General features: G+C 73.2%; 18 protein-coding genes. 10 read left to right on the forward strand and 8 right to left on the reverse strand.

Annotated features, from left to right (window positions below):
• Window positions 1-219 precede the first annotated feature (219 nt).
• From ACZ4M8_RS17550 to ACZ4M8_RS17570, 5 genes are all read right to left on the reverse strand, one after another.
• Window positions 220-1,221 carry a D-alanyl-D-alanine carboxypeptidase family protein gene (locus ACZ4M8_RS17550; RefSeq protein ID WP_467608178.1) on the reverse strand — a complete coding sequence of 334 codons (1,002 nt, stop codon included), beginning with the start codon at window positions 1,219-1,221 and terminating at the stop codon, window positions 220-222.
• An 831-nt stretch (window positions 1,222-2,052) separates the two neighbouring features.
• Window positions 2,053-2,784 (reverse strand): DUF7873 family protein, encoded by a 732-nt coding sequence (locus tag ACZ4M8_RS17555; protein WP_467608179.1) that lies wholly within the window; start codon window positions 2,782-2,784, stop codon window positions 2,053-2,055.
• A gap of 62 nt (window positions 2,785-2,846) precedes the next feature.
• On the reverse strand, window positions 2,847-4,241 hold the full coding sequence (locus ACZ4M8_RS17560) for a LysR family transcriptional regulator (RefSeq protein WP_467608181.1): 1,395 nt from the start codon (window positions 4,239-4,241) through the stop codon (window positions 2,847-2,849).
• A 172-nt stretch (window positions 4,242-4,413) separates the two neighbouring features.
• Window positions 4,414-4,617, reverse strand: a complete 204-nt coding sequence (locus tag ACZ4M8_RS17565; protein WP_467608183.1) for a tautomerase family protein — start codon at window positions 4,615-4,617, stop codon at window positions 4,414-4,416.
• Between the two features lie 293 nt (window positions 4,618-4,910).
• Complete coding sequence (locus tag ACZ4M8_RS17570; RefSeq protein WP_467608186.1) at window positions 4,911-5,663, reverse strand: rRNA methyltransferase; 753 nt, start codon at window positions 5,661-5,663, stop codon at window positions 4,911-4,913.
• 217 nt (window positions 5,664-5,880) lie between these two features.
• Here ACZ4M8_RS17570 and ACZ4M8_RS17575 point away from each other — a divergent pair, with 217 nt between their 5' ends.
• Together ACZ4M8_RS17575 and ACZ4M8_RS17580 are read left to right on the forward strand one after the other, a co-directional pair.
• Window positions 5,881-6,960: a methyltransferase domain-containing protein gene (locus ACZ4M8_RS17575; RefSeq protein ID WP_467608189.1), complete on the forward strand. Its 1,080-nt coding sequence runs from the start codon at window positions 5,881-5,883 to the stop codon at window positions 6,958-6,960.
• Window positions 6,961-7,026: 66 nt separating this feature from the next.
• Window positions 7,027-8,238, forward strand: a complete 1,212-nt coding sequence (locus ACZ4M8_RS17580) for an HNH endonuclease signature motif containing protein (protein ID WP_467608191.1) — start codon at window positions 7,027-7,029, stop codon at window positions 8,236-8,238.
• Window positions 8,239-8,523: 285 nt separating this feature from the next.
• Here ACZ4M8_RS17580 and ACZ4M8_RS17585 read toward each other — a convergent pair whose 3' ends face one another.
• Entirely contained in the window at window positions 8,524-9,198 is a 675-nt protein-coding gene (locus ACZ4M8_RS17585; protein WP_467608193.1) for a histone deacetylase, read from the reverse strand.
• Between the two features lie 407 nt (window positions 9,199-9,605).
• Here ACZ4M8_RS17585 and ACZ4M8_RS17590 point away from each other — a divergent pair, with 407 nt between their 5' ends.
• Complete coding sequence (locus ACZ4M8_RS17590) at window positions 9,606-10,109, forward strand: PaaI family thioesterase (RefSeq protein WP_467608195.1); 504 nt, start codon at window positions 9,606-9,608, stop codon at window positions 10,107-10,109.
• A gap of 269 nt (window positions 10,110-10,378) precedes the next feature.
• Here the strand turns inward: ACZ4M8_RS17590 and ACZ4M8_RS17595 are convergent, their stop codons facing one another.
• Both ACZ4M8_RS17595 and ACZ4M8_RS17600 read right to left on the reverse strand, forming a co-directional pair.
• Window positions 10,379-10,957 (reverse strand): TetR/AcrR family transcriptional regulator, encoded by a 579-nt coding sequence (locus tag ACZ4M8_RS17595; RefSeq protein ID WP_467608197.1) that lies wholly within the window; start codon window positions 10,955-10,957, stop codon window positions 10,379-10,381.
• A gap of 195 nt (window positions 10,958-11,152) precedes the next feature.
• Complete coding sequence (locus ACZ4M8_RS17600; RefSeq protein WP_467608200.1) at window positions 11,153-14,989, reverse strand: type I polyketide synthase; 3,837 nt, start codon at window positions 14,987-14,989, stop codon at window positions 11,153-11,155.
• A 294-nt stretch (window positions 14,990-15,283) separates the two neighbouring features.
• Here ACZ4M8_RS17600 and ACZ4M8_RS17605 point away from each other — a divergent pair, with 294 nt between their 5' ends.
• The 7 genes from ACZ4M8_RS17605 to ACZ4M8_RS17635 all read left to right on the forward strand — a co-directional run bounded on the left by ACZ4M8_RS17605 (window position 15,284) and on the right by ACZ4M8_RS17635 (window position 22,834).
• Window positions 15,284-16,099 (forward strand): alpha/beta fold hydrolase, encoded by an 816-nt coding sequence (locus tag ACZ4M8_RS17605; RefSeq protein ID WP_467608201.1) that lies wholly within the window; start codon window positions 15,284-15,286, stop codon window positions 16,097-16,099.
• A 64-nt stretch (window positions 16,100-16,163) separates the two neighbouring features.
• Window positions 16,164-16,988, forward strand: coding sequence for an oxidoreductase (locus ACZ4M8_RS17610; protein WP_467608204.1), 825 nt, complete (start codon window positions 16,164-16,166; stop codon window positions 16,986-16,988).
• A 34-nt stretch (window positions 16,989-17,022) separates the two neighbouring features.
• Entirely contained in the window at window positions 17,023-18,258 is a 1,236-nt protein-coding gene (locus ACZ4M8_RS17615; protein WP_467608205.1) for an MFS transporter, read from the forward strand.
• 413 nt (window positions 18,259-18,671) lie between these two features.
• A complete protein-coding gene (locus ACZ4M8_RS17620) occupies window positions 18,672-19,133 on the forward strand; it encodes a TIGR03618 family F420-dependent PPOX class oxidoreductase (RefSeq protein WP_467608207.1) in 462 nt (153 codons plus the stop codon).
• A 55-nt stretch (window positions 19,134-19,188) separates the two neighbouring features.
• Window positions 19,189-20,334 carry an FAD-dependent monooxygenase gene (locus ACZ4M8_RS17625; protein ID WP_467608208.1) on the forward strand — a complete coding sequence of 382 codons (1,146 nt, stop codon included), beginning with the start codon at window positions 19,189-19,191 and terminating at the stop codon, window positions 20,332-20,334.
• 48 nt (window positions 20,335-20,382) lie between these two features.
• Window positions 20,383-21,480, forward strand: a complete 1,098-nt coding sequence (locus ACZ4M8_RS17630; RefSeq protein ID WP_467608211.1) for a phenazine biosynthesis protein — start codon at window positions 20,383-20,385, stop codon at window positions 21,478-21,480.
• 1 nt (window position 21,481) lies between these two features.
• Window positions 21,482-22,834, forward strand: coding sequence for an aldehyde dehydrogenase family protein (locus tag ACZ4M8_RS17635; protein ID WP_467608214.1), 1,353 nt, complete (start codon window positions 21,482-21,484; stop codon window positions 22,832-22,834).
• Window positions 22,835-22,837: the final 3 nt, after the last annotated feature.

Below are 22,837 nucleotides of genomic sequence, written 5' to 3' on the forward strand. Positions count from 1 at the left end.
GCCGAACGGTACGGAACGGGCCGAGCCGCACCGCCGGCCGGGCGTGCCACCGGCCGTCCCACGCCGAAACCCCCGCCCATCCGCCGTGGGGGCGGGGACGGGGCGGGGGTCTCGACGCGGGCGCGGCTCCGGCTCCGGGGCTCGGCGGCCCAAGGGCTCAGTCGGCCGGGTCGGGCCTCGGGGCGGGTGCCGGGTGGTGCGGTGCGGGCGCGGCGCGGGTCAGTGGGCGAAGCCCCAGTCGAGGATCTTCGTCGCGTCGTCGAAGCGGCCCTGGTCGTCCTTGAGGATGGCGCCGACGAGGGTGCGGTTGTCGCGCTCGGCGGCGAAGACGAGGGCGTAGCCGCTCTCCGGGCCACTGCCGGTCTTGATGCCGAGGGCACCGTCGTAGCTGCTCAGCAGCTGGTTGGTGTTGTTCCAGGTGTAGTAGCGGGTGTGGCCGTTGGCCGCGGGGGCCTCGGTCTTGAACTGCTTGTTCTTGACGACCTCCGCGAACACCGGCTGGAGCATCGCGCGCTGGCCGAGCTTGGCGAGGTCGCGGGCGGTGCTGTGGTTGTTGCCGTTCGAGATGCCGTCGTAGGTGTCGAAGTGGGTGCCCTTCAGACCGAGCTGCTGCGCCTCGTCGTTCATCTGGCGGACGAAGTCGGCGATCCGCTCGTCCGTGGTGGCGCCCTGACCGTAGTGGTCGGCGAGGGCGCGCGCGGCATCCGCGCCGGACGGGATCAGCATGGCGTGCAGCAGCTGGCGGACGGTGAGCGTGTCACCGGTCTGGAGGTCGGCGGTGCTGGCGCCGACCTTCTGGACGTAGTCGCGGTACTCCTGCTTGACCTGGATGCCGTGCTCCAGCCACTCGGGGTGCTTGAGCACCACGAGCGCGGTCATGATCTTGGTGGTGCTGGCCATCGACACGCTCTCGTCGGCCTTGGCACCGGCCCACATCTCGCGCTCCTGGCTGCCGTCGCGGGCGTCGAGGAGGAAGGCGTGGTCGGCCTTGACCTGGGGCGTGTCCTGGGACTTGAGGTCCTGGGCGGCGTCGGCGGCGCGCTCCTGCACGGCCTGCTGACGGTGCGCGTCCTGGTTGTCGTCGGCGGAGTGCGTGGCACCGGGGGCGGCGGCCTGGGCGATGCCGGTGGCGGTGATCGGCAGGGCGGCGCCGACCATCGCGACCATCGCGATCCGGACCCCGGTGCGGTGTATCCGGTTGGGGCGGGCGTGGGAACCCATGGGGCGTCCCTTCTCCCGGCGCGGGGACGCCGGTTGGTAGCGGAAACTCGGTTTATACCGAACCTACTTGTGCGCGGACGCCGACCGTCAAGCCGGGCATGTCATAGCCCGGTAACGACTCGGAAGAGGTGGAGAAGTTGCGTACGCGACGGGTGGGGCATGTGGGGGTGCTCGCGTGGAGTGAACGGATGGGCGCCGCGAGGCGTCCGGGGGCTTCCCGCTCCCCCGGCTCGACCGATCACCGATACAGGCTGGAAATACGGCCCTGACCTGCCCGATTCGGTGGCGTACGAGCCCACCGCGCCGAACAGCGCGCCCGTTTCCGCCCGCTTGCCCCGCGCGGCCGCGCACCCACCCGATCACATTCCGTGAGGACCCAACAGGGGCGTACGTGAACGGGCTTGAGGCGTGCGGCGTGCGGCGTGCGGGAACGGCAGCGGGCCCGGGGGCGTAGCCTGCCCCCGGGCCCTGTGGTGCCGCCATGTACGGCGCCGGCGCGGTGAAGAGCGCGGGTCATGCTGAAGTCGTCGTGTTCTGCCTTTGAACTACCGCGCATCGGGAAAAGTGGCTGCACGGGCCGGACTTGAACCGGCATCCGACGACGCGGGCCCGGCCCGGTCGCTCCGGAGCTCGGCGGCGCATACTGAATCTGGAGCAAGAGTCTGAGATTGATCGCGGTGTGCCTCTGCCGAGTTGGGCCACCGCGGCCCGAGTGCCGCGGGGAGGACTTGAACCTCCACTGACCACCGCGTCCGTCACGACAAGCCTCAGTTTCAGCTTGCGCTCCTCGCGCACCCCGGACGCGCACAGGCGCCCGGGGAGTAGACGGGGCTACCCGAAGAGGTAGCCGAAGACGGCGTCACCCACCCTCTGGTCGGTCACCTCCGCGCCGTTCGCCTCCTCGCGGGCGAACTTCACGGCGGTCTGCAGCTTCTCGACACGGTCGAGGAGCTCGTTGACCCGGCGGGCGGGGAGCGCGCCGGAGAACTTCACCGTCGTCCAGTACCCGACGGGTATGTCCTCGTAGTACACGTCGACCTGCGCCGGATGCTTCTCCGTCGCCTCGGCCTTGACGTGGTTGCGCGGGACCTTCTTCGTCCGGACGGTGCGGACCGGCTCGGTCTTCCAGGCGTCGGTGGACGGGTCCTGCACCCAGGACTCCGACGCGTCGAGCACCGGCAGCTTGCGGACGAAGGCGGCGAGGTCGGTGAGCTGCTTCTCCAGGAAGAGCAGGTACGACACGGGCACCTGGGAGAGGATCACGCGGCCCTCGACCGTCACATCGGCACGGGCGGTGCAGTTGGCCCAGTCCTTGGTGGCGGTCACGTCGAACAGCCTGGTCAGGGTGGTGGCCGTGTCCCGCAGGACGTCCTCGGCCCGGACCTGCACCCGGGTGGACTCGGGCGGCAGCTGCTCGCCCTCCTCGTCCTTGGGCTGGTACGTCCGCGCGATGCCGGCCAGCAACGCGGGCTTGAGGAGGCCGTGCTGGGCCGCCGCCAGGTCCTGCTGGGACTTGGACTTGACGCCCTTCTCGACCGCGATGATCTGATTGAGTTTCGCCACGTCCACCACCCAACCACGCGGCTCCGCCGTTGCCGAATGATTATTCGAGCGGGGTGCGCGCCTTACGGGGGCGGGTTTCCGGGGTCCGCCGCTGCCGGCTCCGCTCCCCCGGCCCGCGTCCGCAGCCGGGCGCTGGCGGCGGTCAGCGCTGCCAGGCGTTCCGGGTCGGTGGCGGCGCGGACGGCGAGGTACATGCGCAGGGTCAGCGGAGCGCCGTCCAGCGGGCGCAGGGTCACGCGGCGGGAGGCGACGGTGTCCGTGACCGTCGGGTAGAGCGGGGTCCAGCCCGGCTCACCCGCCCCGATGTCGGCCAGGGTGTCCTGGAGACGTTCCGATGGCGCCCCCATGACGGGGACGAACCCGGCGGCGCGGCAGGCGGCGTGCACGGCCTCGAAGAGCACCGGGTTCGTCTCACGCGGGGCGATACGCAGCGGCAGGGCGGCGAGATCGGCCAGCCGGAGCGGGGCACGGGTCGCGAGCGGGTGCGCGGTGGGCAGCGCGACCTTCAGCGGCTCGTCCCAAAGAGGGAGATAGCGCAGGTCGGGAAGGGTGCCGCGGGTATGGGGCGTCCCGTGGCCAGGAGGCGTTCCCGGTCCGGGGAGCGTTCCCGGGGCAGGGGACGGCGGGCGGCCGGGGGCCGTTCCAGGGGCGGGGTGCGATCGGGGGCCGAGGTCCGTTCCAAGGCCACGGTTCGTTCCTTGCCCAGGGCCTGCTCCTGGGGCGGGCTCCGTTCCAGGGCCACGGTTCGTCCGGTGGCCGGGGGCCGTTCCACGGGCGGGGCCTGTTCCATGGCCAAGGCTCGCCTCGTGGCCGGCTCCCGTTCCATGGCCAACGCCCGTCTCATGGCCGGCCCCCGTTCCATGGCCAACGCTCACCCCGGGGAGAGGCAGCATTCCATGGCCAACGCCCGTCCGCTGGGCGGGCGTTGACTCATCTCCCGGGTACGGCAGGCCGGGGGCGCCCGGTGGCAGTTCCTCCTCGGGGGCGTTCCCCGGGCCGTTCGCGTCGGGGCGCGCCGCCCGGATGAACGCCGCGTCCAATCGGCCGGCGCGCAGCTCCGCCAGGCGGTCCGCGGCCGGCAGGGTGCGGAAGACGAAGCGAGTGCCGGCGCCCTGGCCGGGGAGGGCGTCCAGGAAGTCGTCGAGGCGCCGGCCCAGGCCCGTGCCGATGCCGAGGTGAAGGACGGCCGCCTCCCGGGCGGCGAGCCGGCGCGCCCCGGCGGTGAACGCGTCCCGGGCGGCGAGGAGCCGGCGTCCCTCGGGCAGCAGCTCCCGTCCGGCCGGGGTGAGGGTCACGGTCCGCCCGGAACGGTCGAAGAGCGCGAGGCCCAGCTCCCGTTCCAGCCTCCGTATCTGCTGGCTGACCGCGGGCTGACCGATGTGCAGCCGCTCGGCCGCCCGCCCGAAGTGCAACTCCTCGGCGACCGCGACGAAGTACTGGATCTGCCGCAGTTCCATGCCGTCCCGCCCCTTCCGCGGGACGCCCGGCGGACCGTGCCCGCGCCCCGTACCCCGCGCCTCCCCGGTCGGGGCGGGATACGGAAGAGCGTCGCACGGCCCGCCGGCACCGGGTGGGCGGGGCGGCGGCCACCGGACGGCGGCCACCGGGCGGGTCACGCCCCGGAGGCCGTCAGCCCGCGGCGGCGGCCCGCCGCTCGGCCAGCGTCCGCCCGCCGATGGACCAGCTGTCGGCGGCGATCTCCTGGATCGCGACCCAGACGGTCTCCCGGTTGCCGCCGTTGACGGAGAGGTACGCGTCCGTCAGCGCGCGTACGAGTTCGGCCTTCTGCTCGGCGGTCTTACCGGGGGTCTGCTTCACCTGGATGAACGGCATGACGTCTCCTGCTCGGACGAGTGGATCGGATGGTGTGAGGGGGCTCGGGACGACGGGGACACGCCCCGTAGGGGCCCCGGCGGGGCCCGGCGCGTCCCGCGTCCCCGGCCGTTCCAGTCCAGCAGCAGGCCCCGCACCGGCCAAGGCGCAATCCGCACCGGCAGCGATCAGGAATCGTGATGAGCCCAGGTCAGCGGCGTTCCGGGCGGGGCACAGGCGCCGCGTCCCAGGGGAATCCGGGCGCGGTCACGCGTACCGCGCCGGCATGCGTCCCGCTCAGGAACGCCTTCCGCTCACGCCTGCGGACCGGCGGCGCGTACGTCCGCCACCCGGAACAGGCCCATCGAGCGCGTTCCCACCCGGAACTTCCGGGCCGCCACCCCCGGGACCGGCGGGAACTTCCGGCCCCGGACGCCGATCGCGATGACACCGTGGGCCGGCAGCACCCGGGCCAGGCTCGCCAGCATCCCGGGGAGCCCGGTGCCGCTCGCACCCCGCCACTGGACGCGTTCCCCGTAGGGGACGTCGGTGACGACGACGTCGGGGGCGAACCCGGTGGCGGCCCGTTCCAGGGCGGCCGGGTCGAAGACGTCGGCGTGGGACACGGTGTGCGGGAGGTCACCGCCGTCCGCGGTGAGACGGGCCGCGAGGCGGTCGGCGGCGGCCGCGGCCTCGGCGTAGCCGGGCTTGCCGAAGCGGTGCGCCTTCTCGCGCTGTTCGGCGGCGCGGGCGGCGAGACCGCGCGCGGTGAGCAGGGCGAGGTTGGCGCGGGCGATCTCCAGGGAGGGGGCGTCGATGTCGGACGCCACCACCGCCGCGATCCGGTCGCGGTGCACCAGCCCCAGCACCGTCGAGAGGTAGCCCTTGCCGCAGCACGGGTCCCACAGGACGGCCGGCCCGTCGCCGCCGCGCAGCGCCAGCGCGCGCTGGAACGTCTCCGACGCCAGCCGCACCGGGAAGGCGGTGAAGCCGGGCGCGGAGCGCAGCACGAAGCCGCTGGCGAGGTCGGAGTGGTCGACGCGCTCCGTCGCGTAGCGGTAAGCCACCGGTCGTCTCCTCGGCCCTCTCGGTACGCGCCACGGCGCGCGGCCCGCGGCCACACGCCCCCTCGGCCCGTCCGTGGCGCGCCGTCCGGTCACGATATCCGCCCTCGTCACAGGGGCCGCGACGGCGTGACGGCGGCCCGGGAGCCGACCGGCGCTGCCGTAGACTCCCGGGGAGTTTTACGGCAGGAACAGGACACAGAGGGCGGAGGGCTCGCGCGTGGGCGTGCGGTTGCTGGCGCGGACCCTGCGGGGCGCGGAGGAGGTCTGCGCGCGGGAGATCACCGACCGCGGGCTGGGCACCGTGGAGCGGCTGCGCCACCGCGAGGTGTGGTTCACCGCCGAGGAGCCGGACGCCCGGCTGCTGGAGCTGCGCACCGCCGACGACGTCTTCCTGGTGGCCGCCGTGATCCGCGGCGTCGGCCACACCAAGGCCGACCTCGCCCGCTTCACCCAGCCGTCCCGCACCGCGCCGTGGCGCCGTCTGCTGCGGCTGCGCGGCCGGTGCGGCGGGCCCGCCGCCGCGACCCGTGTCGACGTCGTCGCCTCGTACGTCGGCAAGCGGAACTACAACCGCTACGACATCGAGGACACCGTGGGCGAGCAGGCCGCTGCCGTCCTCGGGCTGCCGCACCACTCGCGGCGGGCGGGCGCGGTGCCCGAGGACGGGCAGCCGTTCCCGATCCGGGTGACGGTCGAGGGCACCGAGGCGGCGCTCGCGGTGCGGCTCACCGAGCGCCCGCTGCACCGCCGCGCGTACAAGCGGGAGTCGGTGCCCGGCACCCTGCACCCGCCGCTCGCCGCCGCGATGGCGCTGCTCGCCGGTCTCTCCCCCGGGGACCGCGTCCTCGACCCGTCCTGCGGTACCGGCACCCTGCTCATCGAGGCCCGGCTGACCGTCGGCGGGCTGCGCACCCTGGGCACCGACCACAATCCGGCGACGCTCGCCGCCGCCGTGGCCAACGCCGCCGCCGCGCGGCCGTCCGGCGGCGGCCACGCGGCCTGGGCGGTCGCCGACGCCGGGCGGCTGCCGGTCGCCGACGGCCACGCCGACCGCGTCCTGAGCAACCCCCCGTGGGGCCTCCAGGTCGCCCCGGACGGCACCCTCGCCACCCGCCCCGCCGCGTACTACGAGGAGATCCGCCGCGTCCTGAAGCCGGGGACGGGCCGCGCCGTGCTGCTGCTCCACGACGCCGACACCCACCTCCCGCTGGCGCGCGCGGCCGGGCTGCGGGTGCACGACAGCCGCCCGGTGAGTCTGTTCGGCAGCCACCCGGCCGTGGTGACGCTCGGCGCCTGAGCGCCCGGCCGGTGGCTTTACCGCTGGTCACCGGCGATTGTCAGTGCCCTCCCCTACTGTTCCCGCATGGCGTTGGCAGACCTCACCCCCACGGCGGTCCTCCAGGCGATCGAGGAGTACGACCGCCTCGGCCAGGACGCGTTCCTGCGCACGTACGGCTTCCGGCGCGCCCTGCGCTACGTCCTCGTCCACGACGGCCGGCGGTACGACTCCGAAGCGATAGCGGGCGCCGCCCACGGCCGCCTCGACGGCCGCGGTCCGCTGCGGCCGCGGGACCTCTCCGGCGGTGCGCAGCACGCCGCCGAGCGGCTGCGCGGCCTCGGCTTCAAGGTCGTCGACACCGCCACCCAGGCCGATGGCGAACTCGGTCAACTCCTCCTGCGCACAGGGCAGTTGCGGGTCAGCCGGGTCGACGGCCGACCGGCGCTGCACCAGCCGGTCGCCCTCCTCTGGGCCATCGGCCGCGCCGCCCGTGGCGCGGCCCGGACCCTGCCCTGGCCGGAGACGGAGCGCGCCCTCGGCGAACTGCTGCGCCGCCACGGCCTCCCCGGCTCCCGCCCGCGCCCGGACCACCCGATCGCCGCCCTGCACCGCGCCGGGCTCTGGGAGCTGGCGGGGTACGCGGAGCCGGTCCCCCGCGCGCACGGCGACGCCGTGGTGCGCCGGTGGTTCGAGACGCAGCAGCCCGTCGGCGGGCTCGACGCGGCGGCGTACGACCTGCTCAGCCGCTCCGCCCCGGCCCGTGAGGCGGTCGTCGACGCCCTGCTCACCAGGTTCTTCGAGGGCCTCGACCCGGCGCCGCTGCTGCGCGCCACCGGCCTGGACGAGGTCCTGCCCGGCCTCCCCGCCGCCGTGCCGGAGGCACCCTCGCAGGCCGTCGGGGCCGTCTGTCTCGCCGCCGCGTACGACCGGCTGTACGAGGCCGCCCGGCAGCGGCAGGAGCGGGACCGGGGCCGCCGCAGGCCCGGTTCGGCCGCCCCCGTCCGGTCGCCGGAGGCCCGGCAGGCCGTACTTCTGCGCAGCCAGGGCCACTGCGAGAACCCGGGATGCGCGGGCCAGCCCGACGACGTCACGGCAGGCGGCGAGCCGATACTTGAGGTCGACCATGTCCACGATCTCGCCACCGGCGGCCCCGACCTGCCAGACAACATGGTCGCGCTCTGCCCCAACTGCCATGCGGTCAAGACCCGGGGCCGGACGAGCGGGGAGCTGCGCGCCGCCCTGCTCACCGTGGCCCGGGAGAGCCATGCCCGCCTGCGACGACGCCCGCCCGCCTGACGGGCCGGACGCCCGGCCCGTACCACCGCCCCGGCGAACCCCACCGGCCCGCCCCGCCCCCGTACCCGGGCCCGGGGAGACCGCGAGTCCGGCGGGTCGGCGGCCAGGTCACGGTGGGCGCCACGGCACACCGCACCACGCACCGCGGACACGGCGCACCGCCCCGTGACGCGCCGGACGCCGCACGCCCCACCGAGCCGCACCCCTCCCACCACCGCTCGCGCCCGTGCCCGGCCGTTCACCGGAGCGGCGGGCGCCGGGGCCTCCGGCACCGGACCGGCGCGCCTACGGCGTCCGCGCTCCGGTCATCAGCTCATGGACGTCCTGCGGACTCCAGTGCCCGGCAGCCCCGGGCCGCGCCGCGACGTACGCCGCGACCGTCCCGGCGTCCCACGCCCCGGCCTCCAGCAGCCCCGTCCCCACACACCGCACGTACGCGGCGGTCGGCGCCGTCCACGCCACGTCCCGTACGCCCCAGGGGGCCGTGAAGGTGAGCACGGGCGCGCCGCCCAGCCAGCCCGCGCAGACCAGCGTCTCGTACCGCCCCTGCCCCAGGACCGCACGGCCGCGCGTCAGCGCCTTGGTCAGGTCCAGGTCGGCGCCCGGGTCCCGGAGCATCTCCTGCGCCGCGATGTCCGCGAACTGGCCCGCGGTCACCAGATGGGCCCGCGCCAGGACCCGCCCCTCGGCCCCCGGGTCGTAGAAGGCGCAGCCGCCGCCCCACACCACCGACCGGGTCGCGAGGTACATCTCCCCCGCCAGTTCCACCGCGGCCGATTCGCGGGGCATCCGCCGGTCCCGGCACCCCGGATACGTCCGCGCCGCCCCCGCGGGCCGCCCGCCGCCGACATAGCAGGCCAGCCGCTCCAGGGCGGTGTTCGACCCGTAGGAGGCGTACCAGACCCGCTCGGGCGCCATCGGCCCGCCGGGTGCCGCCTCCGGCACTCGTACCACGCTCATACGGTCAGTCTCCCCGCCTTCGACGCCCACCGGGAGGGTCCGGCCGCCGGGCGGGCGCGTCAGCACCGCCGGGTGCGCGTCCGTCCGGACCAGCGCCCGGCCACCGTACGGAGCGCGCCCCGCTCGGGAGCCGCCCCGCTCCCCGTCCTCCGGCACCGCCGGCCGAGGGCTTTCCGGCCGCCCCGGGCGGGAGGGGAGAACCGGTCCGCATCCGATTTCCGGGCCTGACCGGCCGCCCCGCCGGTGCCCCTCCCCGCCACCAGCGCATATGCCCGCCGGAACCACAACTCGCCGGTAGACACCCGCAGATGGGGAGATGTCGATCACAGTGCCGGGCCGAGCGGATGGGGCAAACTACGGAGCTACGAGCGTTCCTTTCCGACCCCACCGCCGATCGGAGCCGCACCATGGGTGAGCAGACCCAGACGCAGACCACACCGCGCGCCGGGGTGAGGATCCCGGCTGAGGTCCTCAGCCGTTTCGCCGACGCCGGCGTCGATCTGGAGGCGATGTTCGCCTCCGGACACCTCGGCAACCGCATGGGCGTGGAGCTGCTCGAAGCCACCGCCGACCGCGTCGTGGGCACCCTCCCGGTCGAGGGCAACACCCAGCCCTACGGCCTGCTGCACGGCGGCGCCTCCGCGGTCCTCGCCGAACACCTGGGCTCGATCGGCGCGACGCTGTACGCCGGCCCCGAGAAGGTGGCGGTCGGTGTGGAACTGAGCTGCACCCACCACCGGGGAAAGCGCTCCGGGACGGTCACGGGCACCGCCACCCCGGTCCACCGCGGCCGCACCATGGCCACCTACGAGGTCGTCATCACCGACGACCTCGGCCGCCGCGTCTGCACCTCCCGCCTCACCTGCCTCATCCGCGATGCCGCCCCGACCAGCGAAGGCGCGTCGGGCTGACCTCCCGCCGGGCGCCCGGCGGCGGGAGACGTCCGGGCGGCGCGCCAAGGTCTCGACCGGCCCCCGCCTCAGGGGTGTTGACCGCGACGGCACGGCCGGCGGCCCTCGGCAAGCGCGCGAGGGGTACGCCCCCGTCTCCCGCATCCGGACCGGCCCCGGGGCGCCCCTGACCGCCGCGGGGTCCGGCACCGCGCACCGGGGCGCCCCCGGAAACGGCTCCGCCCGCCTGCTGATGTGACATCAGCAGGCGGGCGGTGGGCCGTCGACGGTTACTCCGGGGCGTCGGCGGCGGTGTCGTTGACGATGCTGGGGAGCAGGAAGTCCACGATGTTCTGCAACTCGGCGGCGAGGCCGTCGCCCTTCAGGTCGCCGCGACACCAGCGGAACAGCGCGCCCAGGTAGGCGTCGCGCAGCAGGTAGCCCACCTGGATGGGGTCCACGCCGGGCCTGATCCGGCCCTCCTCCACCCCGGTCCGGATCACATTGGCGAAGACCTCGGCCGCACGCGGCGGTTCGGAGATCGGCAGCCCCGCCCGCACCCACGAGGTGAGCATGACGCGGTTGAGCCCCGGCTCCTCCTCCTCGTTGATCTCGACGAGCGCCGTCATGCACCGCCGGAGGGCGACGCGCAGGTCATCGTTGGCGGGCGTGTTCTGCCGCAACTTTTCCTCGAATCGCGATTGACGCCGGCTGCTCCAGGTCGTGACCAGCTCTTCCTTGTGCTGGAAGTGGTTGAAGAACGTGCCGCGTGCGACGTCGGCGCGCTCCGTGATGTCGTCGACCTTCGTCTGTTCGAAACCTTTCTCGGCGAACAGACTCAGGGCGGCGGAGAAGATGCGCGCCCTCATCCGTTGCTTGTTGCGTTCGCGGCGGCCCGTGGCAACAGGGGCAACAGAGGGATCAGCAGACATACATTCTCCAGCGACAAGACCTTGTGACCATGTATTGCGTGGCCCGAAGGGGCATTGCACGGTTCTAGGGCGGGCCTGGTTCCCCTCCCAGCGAATTTATACCAGAATTTAACTTTGATTCAAAGTACTCATTTAAACCTCGGTCGAGGCCGCCAGCTGACCGATGCTCTCCCTGCCGAGCAGCCGCCCCACCGGCAGATCTATGCCCAGCGCCGTCCGGATGCGCTGCCGCAGCCGGACGGCGGTGATGGAGTCGAGGCCCAGCTCGCTCAGCGGGCGTCGCCGGTCGATGCGTTCGGGCGTCATCCCGAGAACCGCGGCGGCGTGCGCCAGTACGGACGCGGCGGCGCCGGCGGCCGGCTCGGGCACGGGCTCCCGCGCGCTCCTCGGCGCAGGCGGCGCGGGTTCCGCGGACCGGGTCTCCCGCCGCGGCGGCGCCTTCCGGACGTCCGCCGCCCCCCTGACACCGGACAGTTGCAACAGCTGGATGCCGTACAGCTCCGCCAGTACGCGCTCCCCGTCGTCCGCGTGGATCACGATGTCCGCGCGGACGACGGAGTCCCGGGACGTGGTGGCGCTCTCCGGCTCCGTGTGGAGCACGGCCGCGCTCCACACCTCTCCCGTCAGGTCGGACGAGTCGCCGTGCACCCGTACGGAGTCGATGCCGACCGGCAGATAGCTGCGGGGCGCGCCGTCCGGACCGCTGCCGGGCAGGACCGCGAGCAGGGGCTGGAGGGGTATCTCCCATGCGGCGGTGTGCCCGGGGGACGGTGGACGCAGCCGGGCCACCGCGCGGCCGTTCCGTCTCCAGATCCGCCGGACGCCCGCGAGGTCGGCGGGGAGGTCGTAGCCGTGACCGCGGAGCTCGTCGTAGAAGTCCGCTCCCGACAGGTACTCGGTGCAGTGCGCGAGCGACGCGTCCACGCTCTCGGGCGCGCCACCGTCCGGGAGCGGGGACGAGGTGACGCGGGCCGTCAGGCAGGTGCGGGGCGGTTCCCCGGACGGTCCGGGGGCGACGACCTGGACCGTCGCGAGGTGGTCGGGGCCCGCGGGGCGCAGTTCGACGCGGAGCGAGGCCCCTTCCGCCCGGTGCCGGTCGACCAGTTCGCCGGTCAGTGTGACCTCCTCCAGGCGGGGGTGGCCGCCGAGTTCGGAGCGCGCCGCCTTCAGCACGGCGTCGACGTACACCATCGGCGGTACGACGGCCGTGCCGCGGAACGACGCCGACAGGGCCTCTATATAGAGGGGACGTTCGTGAACGAAACCGGGGGCCGCCGTAAGGGGCGCCGGAGGGGCCGCCGGCTCCCGCAGGTGCTCGTTGTCCCAGGGGTAGCGCGGCAGGGGCACGGGCCGGGCGGCGCCCCGGAACCAGCGGGAGAAGTCGATACCGGCGCCCGCGGCGTGGAGCCGTCCGGCGGCGCGGGCGAGTTCGGCGCCCTCGCCCTCCCGCCGGCGCAGGGAGGCGACGGTGAGGTTCGGGGTGCCGACCGCGTCCAGGGTCTCCTCCACCGCCGAGGTCAGCAGCGGGTGCGGGCCGATCTCCAGGAAGACGCTCTCCGTCTGCTTCGCCAACTGCGCCACGACGCCGGCGAACCGTACCGGGCGCCGCAGGTTGTCCATCCAGTACCCGGCGTCGAGGTCCGTCCCGGGGACGGGGTCGGCACGCACGGTGGAGTGGAGCGGCAGGGCCGTCCCGCGCGGCGCGAGGCCGGTCAGGGCGCGGAGAAGATCGGGCCGCAGCGGGTCCATGTCGGGCGAGTGGGAGGCCACACCGACGTTGACGAAACGCGCCAGCCGGCCGCGCTCCGTCATGGACTCGGCGAGCCCGGCGAGGATTTCGGGATCTCCGGCGAGGACCGTGGAGTGCGGTGAGTTCTCCGCCGCGACGCACAGGGCTCCGGAGTGCCGGGCGACGACCAGCTCGGCCTCGTCCGGCGAGAGGTCGGTGGCCAGCATCCGGCCCCGGCCCCCGAGGCGGCGCATGAGCCGGCTGCGGCGGCAGATGACCGCGGCCGCGTCGCGCACCGACAGCGCGCCGGCGACCACGGCGGCGGCCGTCTCCCCCATGCTGTGCCCGACGCAGGCGGCCGGGCTGACGCCGAGGTCCCGCCAGAGGGCGGCCAGCGACACCTCCATCGCCCAGAGCGCCGGCTGGACCACGTCGATCCCGGTGGGGAACTCCTCCTGCTCGCACCGGAGCAACGCGATGACGGACCAGCCCAGTTCCTCCTGGATCGCGGCGTCGCACTCGGCCATCCGCGTACGGAAGGCGGGGAAGGCGTCGAGCAGCCCGCGCCCCATGCCGGACCACTGCGCCCCCTGCCCGGGGAAGACGAACACCGTCTGCCGCGCCGCGCCGAAGCCGGCCTCACCGCGTCCGCCGTCCGCGATCTCCGCACCGGCCGCCAGCGCCTCCAGCCGGCCGGCCATCTCCTCGTGGCCGCCGCCGATCACCCACATCCGGTACGGGTGGTGATCGCGGCGCAGCGCCGCCGCGGCGCAGATGTCGCGCAGCGGCACCTGATGGCCGGCGCCACCGGGCCGCAGATGGCGCGCGTAGGCCACCGCGAGCCGCTCCAGGGAACGTTGCGAGCGCGCGCTGATCACCAGCAGTTCGGGCCGGGTGTCCGCGGCGGGGGGCGCGGGGCGGGCGGCGGGCTTCGAGGGGACCCGGCCCACGACGACATGGGCGTTGGTGCCCGACAGACCGAAGGAGCTGACCCCGAGGTAGGTCCCCTCGCGCTCTGGCAGGGGTTCGTTCCCGGTGACCACGCGGAGGGGGAAGCCGGGCTCCCGCAGCAGCGGGTGCGGGGTGCGCATGTGGAGCGAGGCGGGGATCACGCCGTGGTGGGCGATGAGGACGGTCTTGATCAGCCCCGCGATACCGGCGGCCGCCTCGGTGTGGCCGATGTTGCTCTTCACCGATCCGGTCAGAAGCGGGCGCCGTGCACCGCGCTCCGGGCTCAACGCCGCGGCCAGTGCCGTCAGTTCCACGGCGTCCCCGACGGAGGTGCCGGTGCCGTGCGCCTCGACGTAGCTGAGGTCGTCCGGGGTGATCCCGGAGGTGCGGCACGCCTCGCGGACCATCTCGGCCTGGCCCGTGACGGACGGCTTCACCAGCAGCCCGCTGCTGCGCCCGTCGTTGTTGACCGCGCTGCCGGTGAGCTGTGCCAGGACCGGGTCACCGTCGCGCCGGGCGTCCGCGAGGCGCTTGAGCAGGACGACGCCGACGCCGTCACTGCGGACGAACCCGTCGGCGTCGGCGTCGCCGAACGCGCAGCGGCCCTCCGGCGAGAGCATGGCCGCCTGCGAATAGGCGATGGAGTCCCGGGGTGAGAGGATCACGTTGACGCCGCCGACGACGGCGAGGTCGCTTTCCCCGGTGAGCAGACTCTGCCGGGCCATGTGCACCGCCACCAGGGACGAGGAGCAGGCCGTGTCCAGCACGATGCTGGGACCGCGCAGGTCCAGCGCGTACGAGACGCGTCCCGCGGCCATGGACCGTAACTGGCTGCTGAGGGTGTACCGGATGTCCTGCTCACTCAACGGCCGCTGCTCGTCGCCGTATTCGGCGGTCGCCTGCCCGACGAAGACGCCGGTGCGGCTGCCCGCCAGGGCGGAGGGGCGGATGCCCGCGTCCTCCAGCGCCTCCCAGACGACCTGGAGCAGGACGCGGTGCTGCGGGTCGATGGCGCGGGCCTCGGCGGGTGAGACGCCGAAGAAGCCGGGGTCGAAGGCGAAGGGGTCGTCGATGAATCCGCCCTTCGCCGAGACCGACTTGCCGGGCGTGCCCGGCTCGGGAGCGTGGTACGCGGCCACGTCGTACCGGTCGCCGGGAATCGCCGTGACGCTGTCGGCATTGCCGATCAGACGCTCCCAGAACTCGTCGGCGTTCGAGGCGCCGGGGAGCCTGCACCCCAGACCGATGACGGCTATCGAACGATCGGACGCTACTTCGGACTGATCCATGTGGCGTACCTGCCTTCACGTGTGAGCGAAGCGTCGGTGATGCAGGAGTGATAGTCGTTCAATGATTGACGCAAGGTCAAGATTGAACTCACCGCGTCCAGTTGCCCCGCTGCACCCCGGAAAAGGGCCTCACCTGCGACGGACGGCTCCGCGGCGGGCGGGCAACCGCGCCGGTCGCGCTCCAAGTCGCTCACTTACTTGGCTTTCAGTTAAAAGTGATACTTGAATCTAACCTCGACTCGTGGTCCCATCTTGTCCGGCAGTTGATGAATCTCTCTCTAGGAGGCAGCCGACATGCCGAGTGCGGGGTTACGGATCAGCGGAGGCGATGCCGACGTCGCGTACGGCATCAGCGGCAGCGGCCCGGCTCTGATACTGGTGCACGGCACCGGGACCCGCGGTACGGCCTGGGAACAGCAGGCCGAGCAACTCGCAGAGAAATTCACCGTCGTCACCCCGGATCTCTCCGGCTCCGGTGACACGACCGACCACGGCGGCCCGCTGACCTTGGACGACCTGGTCGCCGAGGTGCTGGCGGTGGCCGACCACGCCGGGTTCGGCTCCTTCCACATCGCCGGCCACTCCCTCGGGGCGGTGGTCGCGCTCCGCCTCGCGGCCGAGCACCCCGGGCGCGTGCTCTCGATCGTCTCGCACGCCGGCTGGGCCCACACCGATGAGCGCATGACGGCGGACTTCAGCTACTCGCTCGATCTCCTGCGCACCGACGCGGAGTTGGGCACCTCACTCGTTCCGCAGATGTTCCCCCTGGCGACCCTCGGCCCCCGCTACTGGGCGGCATCCGACAAGGCGTCGCACGAAAAGCTCGTCCAGCACCTCGCGGAGAACGGCCAGCCCGGCACCGCCCGGCACTTCGAGGTCGGTCTCACCGTCGACCTGCGGCCGCTGCTCGGCCGCATCACCGCACCGACTCTGGTGTTCGCCAGCGCGCACGACCGCGTCTGCGGCGCACACCAGCAACAACTGCTGCGCGAGGCGATCCCGGACACGGACTACGCCGAGATCGACACGGGCCACAACGCGCTGGCGGAGGACCCCGAGGGGTTCACCGCGGTGCTGGCCCGGTTCTTCACGCAGCACGCCGGCGTCTGAGGGACGCCGACCGCACACCGCGGCCAGTCGGCCGTCGCAACACACCGAAAGTTGGAGGAAGTTCATGTCCGTTTGGCTGATCACCGGCAGTTCCCGTGGCTTTGGCCTGCACATCGCCCGGGAGGCGCTGGCCAACGGGAACCAGGTCGTCGCGACGGCGCGCGACGCGGAGGTCGTGCGGGCCGCGCTCGGTGAGCACGGTGACAAGGTGCTGGCCCTGCCGCTCGACGTGACCGACGAGCAGCAGGCACAGGAAGTGGCGAAGGCCGCGATCGAGCGCTTCGGCCGGATCGACGTCCTGGTGAACAACGCCGGCCGCGGTCTGCTCGGCGCCGTCGAGGAGGCGTCGGACACCGAGGTGCGCGCGGTCTACGACATCAACGTCTTCGGGCTGCTCGCCGTCACCCGGGCGGTGCTGCCGCACATGCGCCGGCAGCGCTCCGGCCGGATCCTCAACATCAGCTCCGTCGGCGGCTTCACCGCCGGCTCGGGCTGGGGCATCTACAACAGCACCAAGTTCGCGGTCGAGGGCCTCAGCGAGGCCCTCCGCGCCGACCTGGCGCCGCTCGGCATCCACGTCACCATCGTCGAGCCCGGTGTCTTCCGCACCGACTTCCTGGACGGCTCCTCGCTGCACGCCACCACGGCGATCGACGACTACGCCGGCACCGTCGGCAAGACCCGCGAGTGGGCGGTGGACAACAACCACCAGCAGCCCGGCGACCCGGTCAAGGGCGCGCGGGCGATCGTCACCGTCGCCGAGGCGGACGAGCCCCCGCTGCGCCTGCCGCTCGGCGCGGACTGCGTCGCGCGCATGGAGAGCAAGCTGGAGGACGTCGCCAAGGAGATCGACACCTGGCGGGGTACCGCGCTGGATACCGCCATCTGATCTGAGATCACCCTCTCTGGAAAGGACGACTCCGATGCGCTCGGTGAGTTCGGCCGGGCGGGTGGACCCACGGGTGTGGGTCCTCGCGCTGGGAACATTCGCAACCGGCACCGACCTTTTCATCGTCTCCGGACTGCTGCCCGCAGTGGGACGGGACCTGCATCTCTCGACGGCACTCGCAGGACAGACCTCCACCGCGTTCGCTGCCGCGTACGCGGTGGGAGCGCCGATCCTGGCCGGACTCACCGCCAAATTCCGACGGAAGCCGCTGCTCATCTCGGTGATGTTGGTCTTCGGCCTCGGCAACGCCCTGTCGGCGTTCTCGACCAACTTCACCGTGCTGCTGATCAGCCGGGTGATCACGGGTGCGGGCGCCGCCCTGTACTCGGCCAACGCCTCCGCGGTCGCCGCCCGCATCAGCCCGCCGGAGGTACGGGGCCGGGCGCTGGCCATCGTCTACGCGGGCATGACCAGCGCCATCGCCTTCGGTGTGCCGATCGGCAACTGGGTCGGTGAACTTTCCTCCTGGCGCTGGGCGTTCGGCCTGGTCGCCATCCTCGCGGCCATCACGGTCGCCGGTATCCAGCTCTTCCTGCCGCACGTCTCCACCGGCCCCGGCGCCACGGTGCGGGAGCGGATGGCCGCGATCCGGATCCCGCAGGCGCCCACCCATCTGATCGTGACCGCCGTGTGGACCGCCGGTACGTTCACCGTCTACACCTACCTCGGCTCCATCCTGGAGCAGATCACCGGGCTCACCGCCGGCCAGCAGTCGTGGATCCTGCTGCTCTTCGGTGTCGGCAGCTTCGGCGGTGTCTTCGTCGGCGGCCGGCTGGCCGACAAGTTCGGCGCGGTCGTCGGCCTCTCGCTCACCATCAGCGCGCTCGGCATCTGGCTGGTCGTGCTCACCCCGGCCATCCGCTGGCCGCTGGCCGCGGCCATCGCCGTCGGGGTCTGGGGTCTGGTCCACTGGCCCAGCTTCCCGCTGCTGCTCCACCGGGCCCTGGGCATCGGCGGGGACCGCGGTGACATGCTCCTCGCCCTGAACAACAGCGCCGTGTACGTGGGTCAGATGGTCGCCGCCGCGGTCGGCGGACTGCTGGCCAACGCGGGCATGCTCCGCTGGAACCCGCTGGCCGGCGCCGGCTTCGAACTGCTCGCCGGTATCGCCCTCATCATCAGCGTGGGCGCGCTCCGCGGCCGCAAGCGCTCCCGCCCGGCGGCCGAGCCCACGGAGACGGAGGAGTCCAGCCCCGCGCTGCGGGGATGAGCCCCGCCCCGGCCACGGTGCGACCCCAGCCCTCCCCCGCACCGCCTCCGGCCCTCTCCCCGCCCTGATCCGGCGCCCTCTCCCACCACGTCCCCGGCACCCGTCCCGTAGCGCGCCCCGGCACCCTCACGTCGTGCCCGGCGGCCTCCCCCGTCACGTCCCCGGCCCCGCCCCGCGGGCGCCCCGGGCGCCTTCCCGCCGCGACCGCGGCGCTCTCCCCGCCCTCGGCGCGGCGCTCTCTCCACCCGCGTCCCGGGCTTGCCCCTGGCACTTTCACCCGCTGCCCGAGGCACCTTCTCTCCGTGCCCCGGCACCTCTTGCGCGTCCCCCGGCTCCCTCGCCGCCGTCTTCCCGGCGGCCGGGCGCCGGCGAAGAAATCCCGAAGGAACACGCTCCCGAAGGAAGGACACAGCATGCCCGCTCACCAGGAGATGGACATCGAGGTGGGTCCCCGCCTCGACCCGGAGGTCCGCGCCCTCGCGGACGGACCGAACTTCGCCGCGCTGACCACCCTGATGCGCGACGGGACCCCGCAGACCCAGATCGTCTGGGTCTCCACCATCGGTGACCACCTCGCCGTCAACAGCGAGGTGGCCCGGCAGAAGGTGCGCAACCTGCGCCGCGACCCGCGGACCACCCTCACCATCTGGCAGCACGACGACGCCATGAACTTCGCCGAGATACGCGGCCGGGTCGTCAAGGAGATCCTCGGCACCCAGGCCCGCGAGCACATCGACGAGCTGTCGCGGAAATACCTGGGCGGCCCCTTCGCCGACGAGTTCATCACGTCGGACCGGGTCCTCTTCCTGATCCAGCCCGACCGGCAGCTCGTCCGCAACCACGCCCGCTGGGTGGCGGGCCTGCCCCAGCACTGACAGCAGCACCAGCACCAGTGACCCGGAATCGTCCCATCATGCGTGAGGAGTCACAGTGAAACGCCGCATCCTGATCATCGGAGGGGGCATCGGCGGTCTCGCCGCCGGCGCCGCGCTCGGGCAGCAAGGCATCGAGACCACCGTCGTCGAGATCCAGTCGGAGAACCTCGTCGCCGGTGTCGGTATCAACATCCCGGGCAACGCACTGCGGGCCCTGAAGCAGCTCGGTCTGCTCGACGACGTGCTCGCCCACGGTTTCACCTTCGACCGTGTCGATTTCCACGACTCCGCCTCCCGGCTGCTGCTCGCACTGCGGTCGAAGCTGGGCGTCGGCGGCGTACCGGCCAACTGCGCCATCCAGCGCCGGGACCTGGCCCAGATCCTGGAGCGGGCCTGCGTCAGCGTAGGAACCAAGATCCGCTACGGCACTTCCGTGGACACCATGCGGACCACCGCGGACGGCGGGGTCGACGCCACCCTCACCGACGGCAGCACCGAGCACTACGACCTGGTGGTCGCGTTCGACGGGATCCGCTCGTCGTTCCGTAAGGCGGCCCTCGGCATCGAGCCCCGGTTCACCGGCTACTCGGTGTGGCGGGTGGCCCTCGACCGGCACCCCGACGTCACCCGGAACATGTACTTCCAGGGCATGGGCACCAAGGCGGGCCTGTTCCCGCTCAACCAGGACGTCATGTACCTGCTCCACGTCACCCCGGAGCCGGGCAACCCCCGCCACGCGCGGGAGCGGTTCTACGACCACCTCACCGAGCGGCTGTCCGGCTACACCGGTCTCCTCGGCGAACTGCGCGAGCAGATCAAGCCGGACGACGACATCGTGTACGCGCCGATCGAGGAGGTGCTCCTCCCGCTGCCCTGGTACCACGAGGGGCTGCTGCTGCTCGGGGACGCCGCCCACGCCATGGCGCCGCACCGCACCCAGGGCGCGGCCATGGCCATCGAGGACGCCGCCGTGCTGGGCGAGACGCTCGGCCGGGACGGTGACCTGCGCGGTCTGCTGGCCGAGTTCCAGGAGCGCAGGTTCGCCCGCGCCAAGATCGCGCAGGACGCCTCCCGCAACATCCTCCTGGCCGAGATGAACACCACCGACCAGGCATCCCTCGACCGGCAGGTCGACTTCCTCAAGAACGGCCTGGAAGCGGTGGCGCACCAGGTCGACGACGCGCTCAACCAGCCGTTCTGACGCGGCACCGCACTGCACCGCACTGCACCGCTCCGAAGGGACGATCGCGTGACCCTCACCCCTGCCCCCCTGCCCGATCCACCCCGGCCACCGACCGGGGAGACCGACTTCGACGCCCACGTCCGCGCCATGACGGCCTGGCACTTCGACGACCGCACCGGCTCGCCGTTCTGGCTCGCCCACCGCGACGACCTGGGCTTCGACCCGCGTACCGAGGTCACGGGCGCCGCCGACCTGGTCCGCTTCCCCGACGTCAGCCGCGAACTGCGCACCGTTCCGGCGGCCGACCTGATACCCCGGGGCGCCGCCCCCGGCCAGGTCTTCCGGGTCTTCGAGTCCGGCGGCACCACCGGCGCCCCCAAGCGGATCGTCGACGGTGCCTACCGCTCCCGGATGGGCCTTTGGACCCGGCAGCGGCTGACCGACCACGGTGTGCCGGAGACCGGCGACTGGCTGCACCTGGGGCCCACCGGCCCGCATGTGGTGGCCTTCGACACCTCCCGCTACGCCGAGCCCGCCGGCGGCCTGTGCTACACCGTCGATCTCGACCCGCGCTGGGTCAAACGCCTCCTCGGCGCCGGCCGGCAGCAGGAGGCCGACGACTACATCGACCACCTCCTCGACCAGGCGCGCGAGGTCCTGCTGAGCCAGCCGGTACGGATGCTCAGCACCACACCGCCGCTGATCGAGGCCATCTGCGCCCGCCCGGACCTGTACGAACTCGTCGCCTCCCGCGTCGAGGCGATCATCTGGGCCGGTACCACCTTCAGCCCGGAGAGCCTGCGCCTGGTGCAGCAGGACTTCTTCCCCGGCGTCCGCCTGGTCGGGATCTACGGGAACAGCCTCATGGGCGTGGCCCCGCAGCGCGTCCGGACACCGGAGGACACCTACCCGTGCGTCTTCGAACCGTTCGCCGAGACCACCCGGCTCGACCTGGTGGATGACAACGGCGAGCAGGTCGGCTACGGCGAGCGCGGCCGGGTCCGGGTCAACCTCGTCAGTGAAGAAATGTTCCTGCCCAACGTGCTGGAGCGGGACAGCGCCATCCGGGTCCCGCCGTCCGAGGAGGGCGGCGTCGACGGGCTGGCCGAGGTGGCGAGCGTGGCGACCTACGAGGACGCCGACGTCGTGGAGGGGGTGTACTGACGTGATCGTCGTCGACCCGTTCGTCGCCGGGGAGAGACAGACCAGCGCCGACCGCAGCGTCCTGCGGGACGTGCACGGCGAACCGCTCGCGGACATCGGTCTCGCCCCCCGGCTGGCCGCCCAGTCCGCCGTCAACCGGCTGCGCCGCGCCGCCGACGGGCTGCCGCCCCGGCCGGAGGTCTTCCGTACGGCAGCGCAGCTGTTCGCCACGGCCGAGCTGGACGGTGAGAGCCCCGAGGAGTACGTGCGCCACACGGTGCGCGCCACCGGTCTGGCGTCCACCACCATCCGGCGGGGCCTGACCGACATGGCCACCGAGATCGAGGAGCTGCCCGCGACCGCCGCGGCGGAGCTGCCCGCCGCGCAGCTGCGGCCCACCCACCGCGTCCACCGGGCACCCTCGGGCCGGCTCTTCACCGCGGTGATGGCCAGCAACCACCCGCTGCCGCACGCCACGTGGGTGCAGCCGCTCTACCACGGCTACAGCGTCATCGTCCGGCCCGGCAGCCGGGACCCGTTCACCCCGCGGCGGCTCGCCGCCGCGCTGCTCGCCGCCGGGCTGCCGCCGGAGAAACTGGCCTTCCTGCCGAGCCCGCACGCCGTCGGCACGTTCCTGCTGAACGCCGCCGACCGCGGCATCATCTACGGCAACGAGCAGGCCGTGAGCGCCTGGGACGACCGAGCCCGGGTGGCCACCCGCGGTCCGGGGCGCTCCCGGGCCCTGGTCGACGTCCCGCTGACCGACGCCCTCCTGGATCATCTGACCACGAGCGCGGCGTTCGACGGCGGCACCCGCTGCACCAATCTCTCCGCCGTCTTGACCAGCAACGACGTCCAGGAGACCGCGGCCGGGCTCGCCGAGCGGCTGGCGCGGATCCCGGTGCTGCCCGCCGCGGACCCGGAGAGCGTCCTCCTCGTCGTCGGGCGGGAGCGCGCCGAGGCGCTGCGCCGGCAGATGGCGAAGCTGACCACCGAACTCACCGACCACAGCACCCCGCTGTACGGCGACGACTTCCTCGTCGACCTCGGTGACGGCTCCTTCCTGCCGCGGCCCGTGGTCCTGACCGCCGACCGCGCGGACCATCCGGCCATCGGCACCGAGCTGGGCTTCCCGTTCGTCGTTCTCGCCCCCTGGAGCCCGGCCGACGGCATCGCGCCGCTGCGGCCGTCGCTGGTGCTCAACCTGCTGACGGACAACGCCGCGGTCACCGGACAGGCGCTGCTCGACCCGTCCGTCCGGAAGATCACCGACGGTGCCGTCCTGCCGTGGGAACTGGTGCCGGGCATGCCGCACGACGGCAATTACACCGAGTTCCTCCTGGACGCCAAGGGCGTCGTCACACCGGCGGGTTGACCC

Source organism: Streptomyces sp. NPDC027185, assembly GCF_055567035.1.

Bases quoted from the DNA above. Each gene is read 5' to 3' on its own strand.
- ACZ4M8_RS17550 (WP_467608178.1), bottom strand. From the start codon at position 1,221: ATGGGTTCCCACGCCCGCCCCAACCGGATACACCGCACCGGGGTCCGG.
- ACZ4M8_RS17565 (WP_467608183.1), bottom strand. From the start codon at position 4,617: ATGCCGTTCATCCAGGTGAAGCAGACCCCCGGTAAGACCGCCGAGCAG.
- ACZ4M8_RS17610 (WP_467608204.1), top strand. From the start codon at position 16,164: ATGTCCGTTTGGCTGATCACCGGCAGTTCCCGTGGCTTTGGCCTGCAC.
- ACZ4M8_RS17620 (WP_467608207.1), top strand. From the start codon at position 18,672: ATGCCCGCTCACCAGGAGATGGACATCGAGGTGGGTCCCCGCCTCGAC.
- ACZ4M8_RS17605 (WP_467608201.1), top strand. From the start codon at position 15,284: ATGCCGAGTGCGGGGTTACGGATCAGCGGAGGCGATGCCGACGTCGCG.
- ACZ4M8_RS17580 (WP_467608191.1), top strand. From the start codon at position 7,027: ATGGCGTTGGCAGACCTCACCCCCACGGCGGTCCTCCAGGCGATCGAG.
- ACZ4M8_RS17615 (WP_467608205.1), top strand. From the start codon at position 17,023: ATGCGCTCGGTGAGTTCGGCCGGGCGGGTGGACCCACGGGTGTGGGTC.
- ACZ4M8_RS17595 (WP_467608197.1), bottom strand. From the start codon at position 10,957: ATGAGGGCGCGCATCTTCTCCGCCGCCCTGAGTCTGTTCGCCGAGAAA.
- ACZ4M8_RS17590 (WP_467608195.1), top strand. From the start codon at position 9,606: ATGGGTGAGCAGACCCAGACGCAGACCACACCGCGCGCCGGGGTGAGG.
- ACZ4M8_RS17585 (WP_467608193.1), bottom strand. From the start codon at position 9,198: ATGAGCGTGGTACGAGTGCCGGAGGCGGCACCCGGCGGGCCGATGGCG.
- ACZ4M8_RS17560 (WP_467608181.1), bottom strand. From the start codon at position 4,241: ATGGAACTGCGGCAGATCCAGTACTTCGTCGCGGTCGCCGAGGAGTTG.
- ACZ4M8_RS17600 (WP_467608200.1), bottom strand. From the start codon at position 14,989: ATGGATCAGTCCGAAGTAGCGTCCGATCGTTCGATAGCCGTCATCGGT.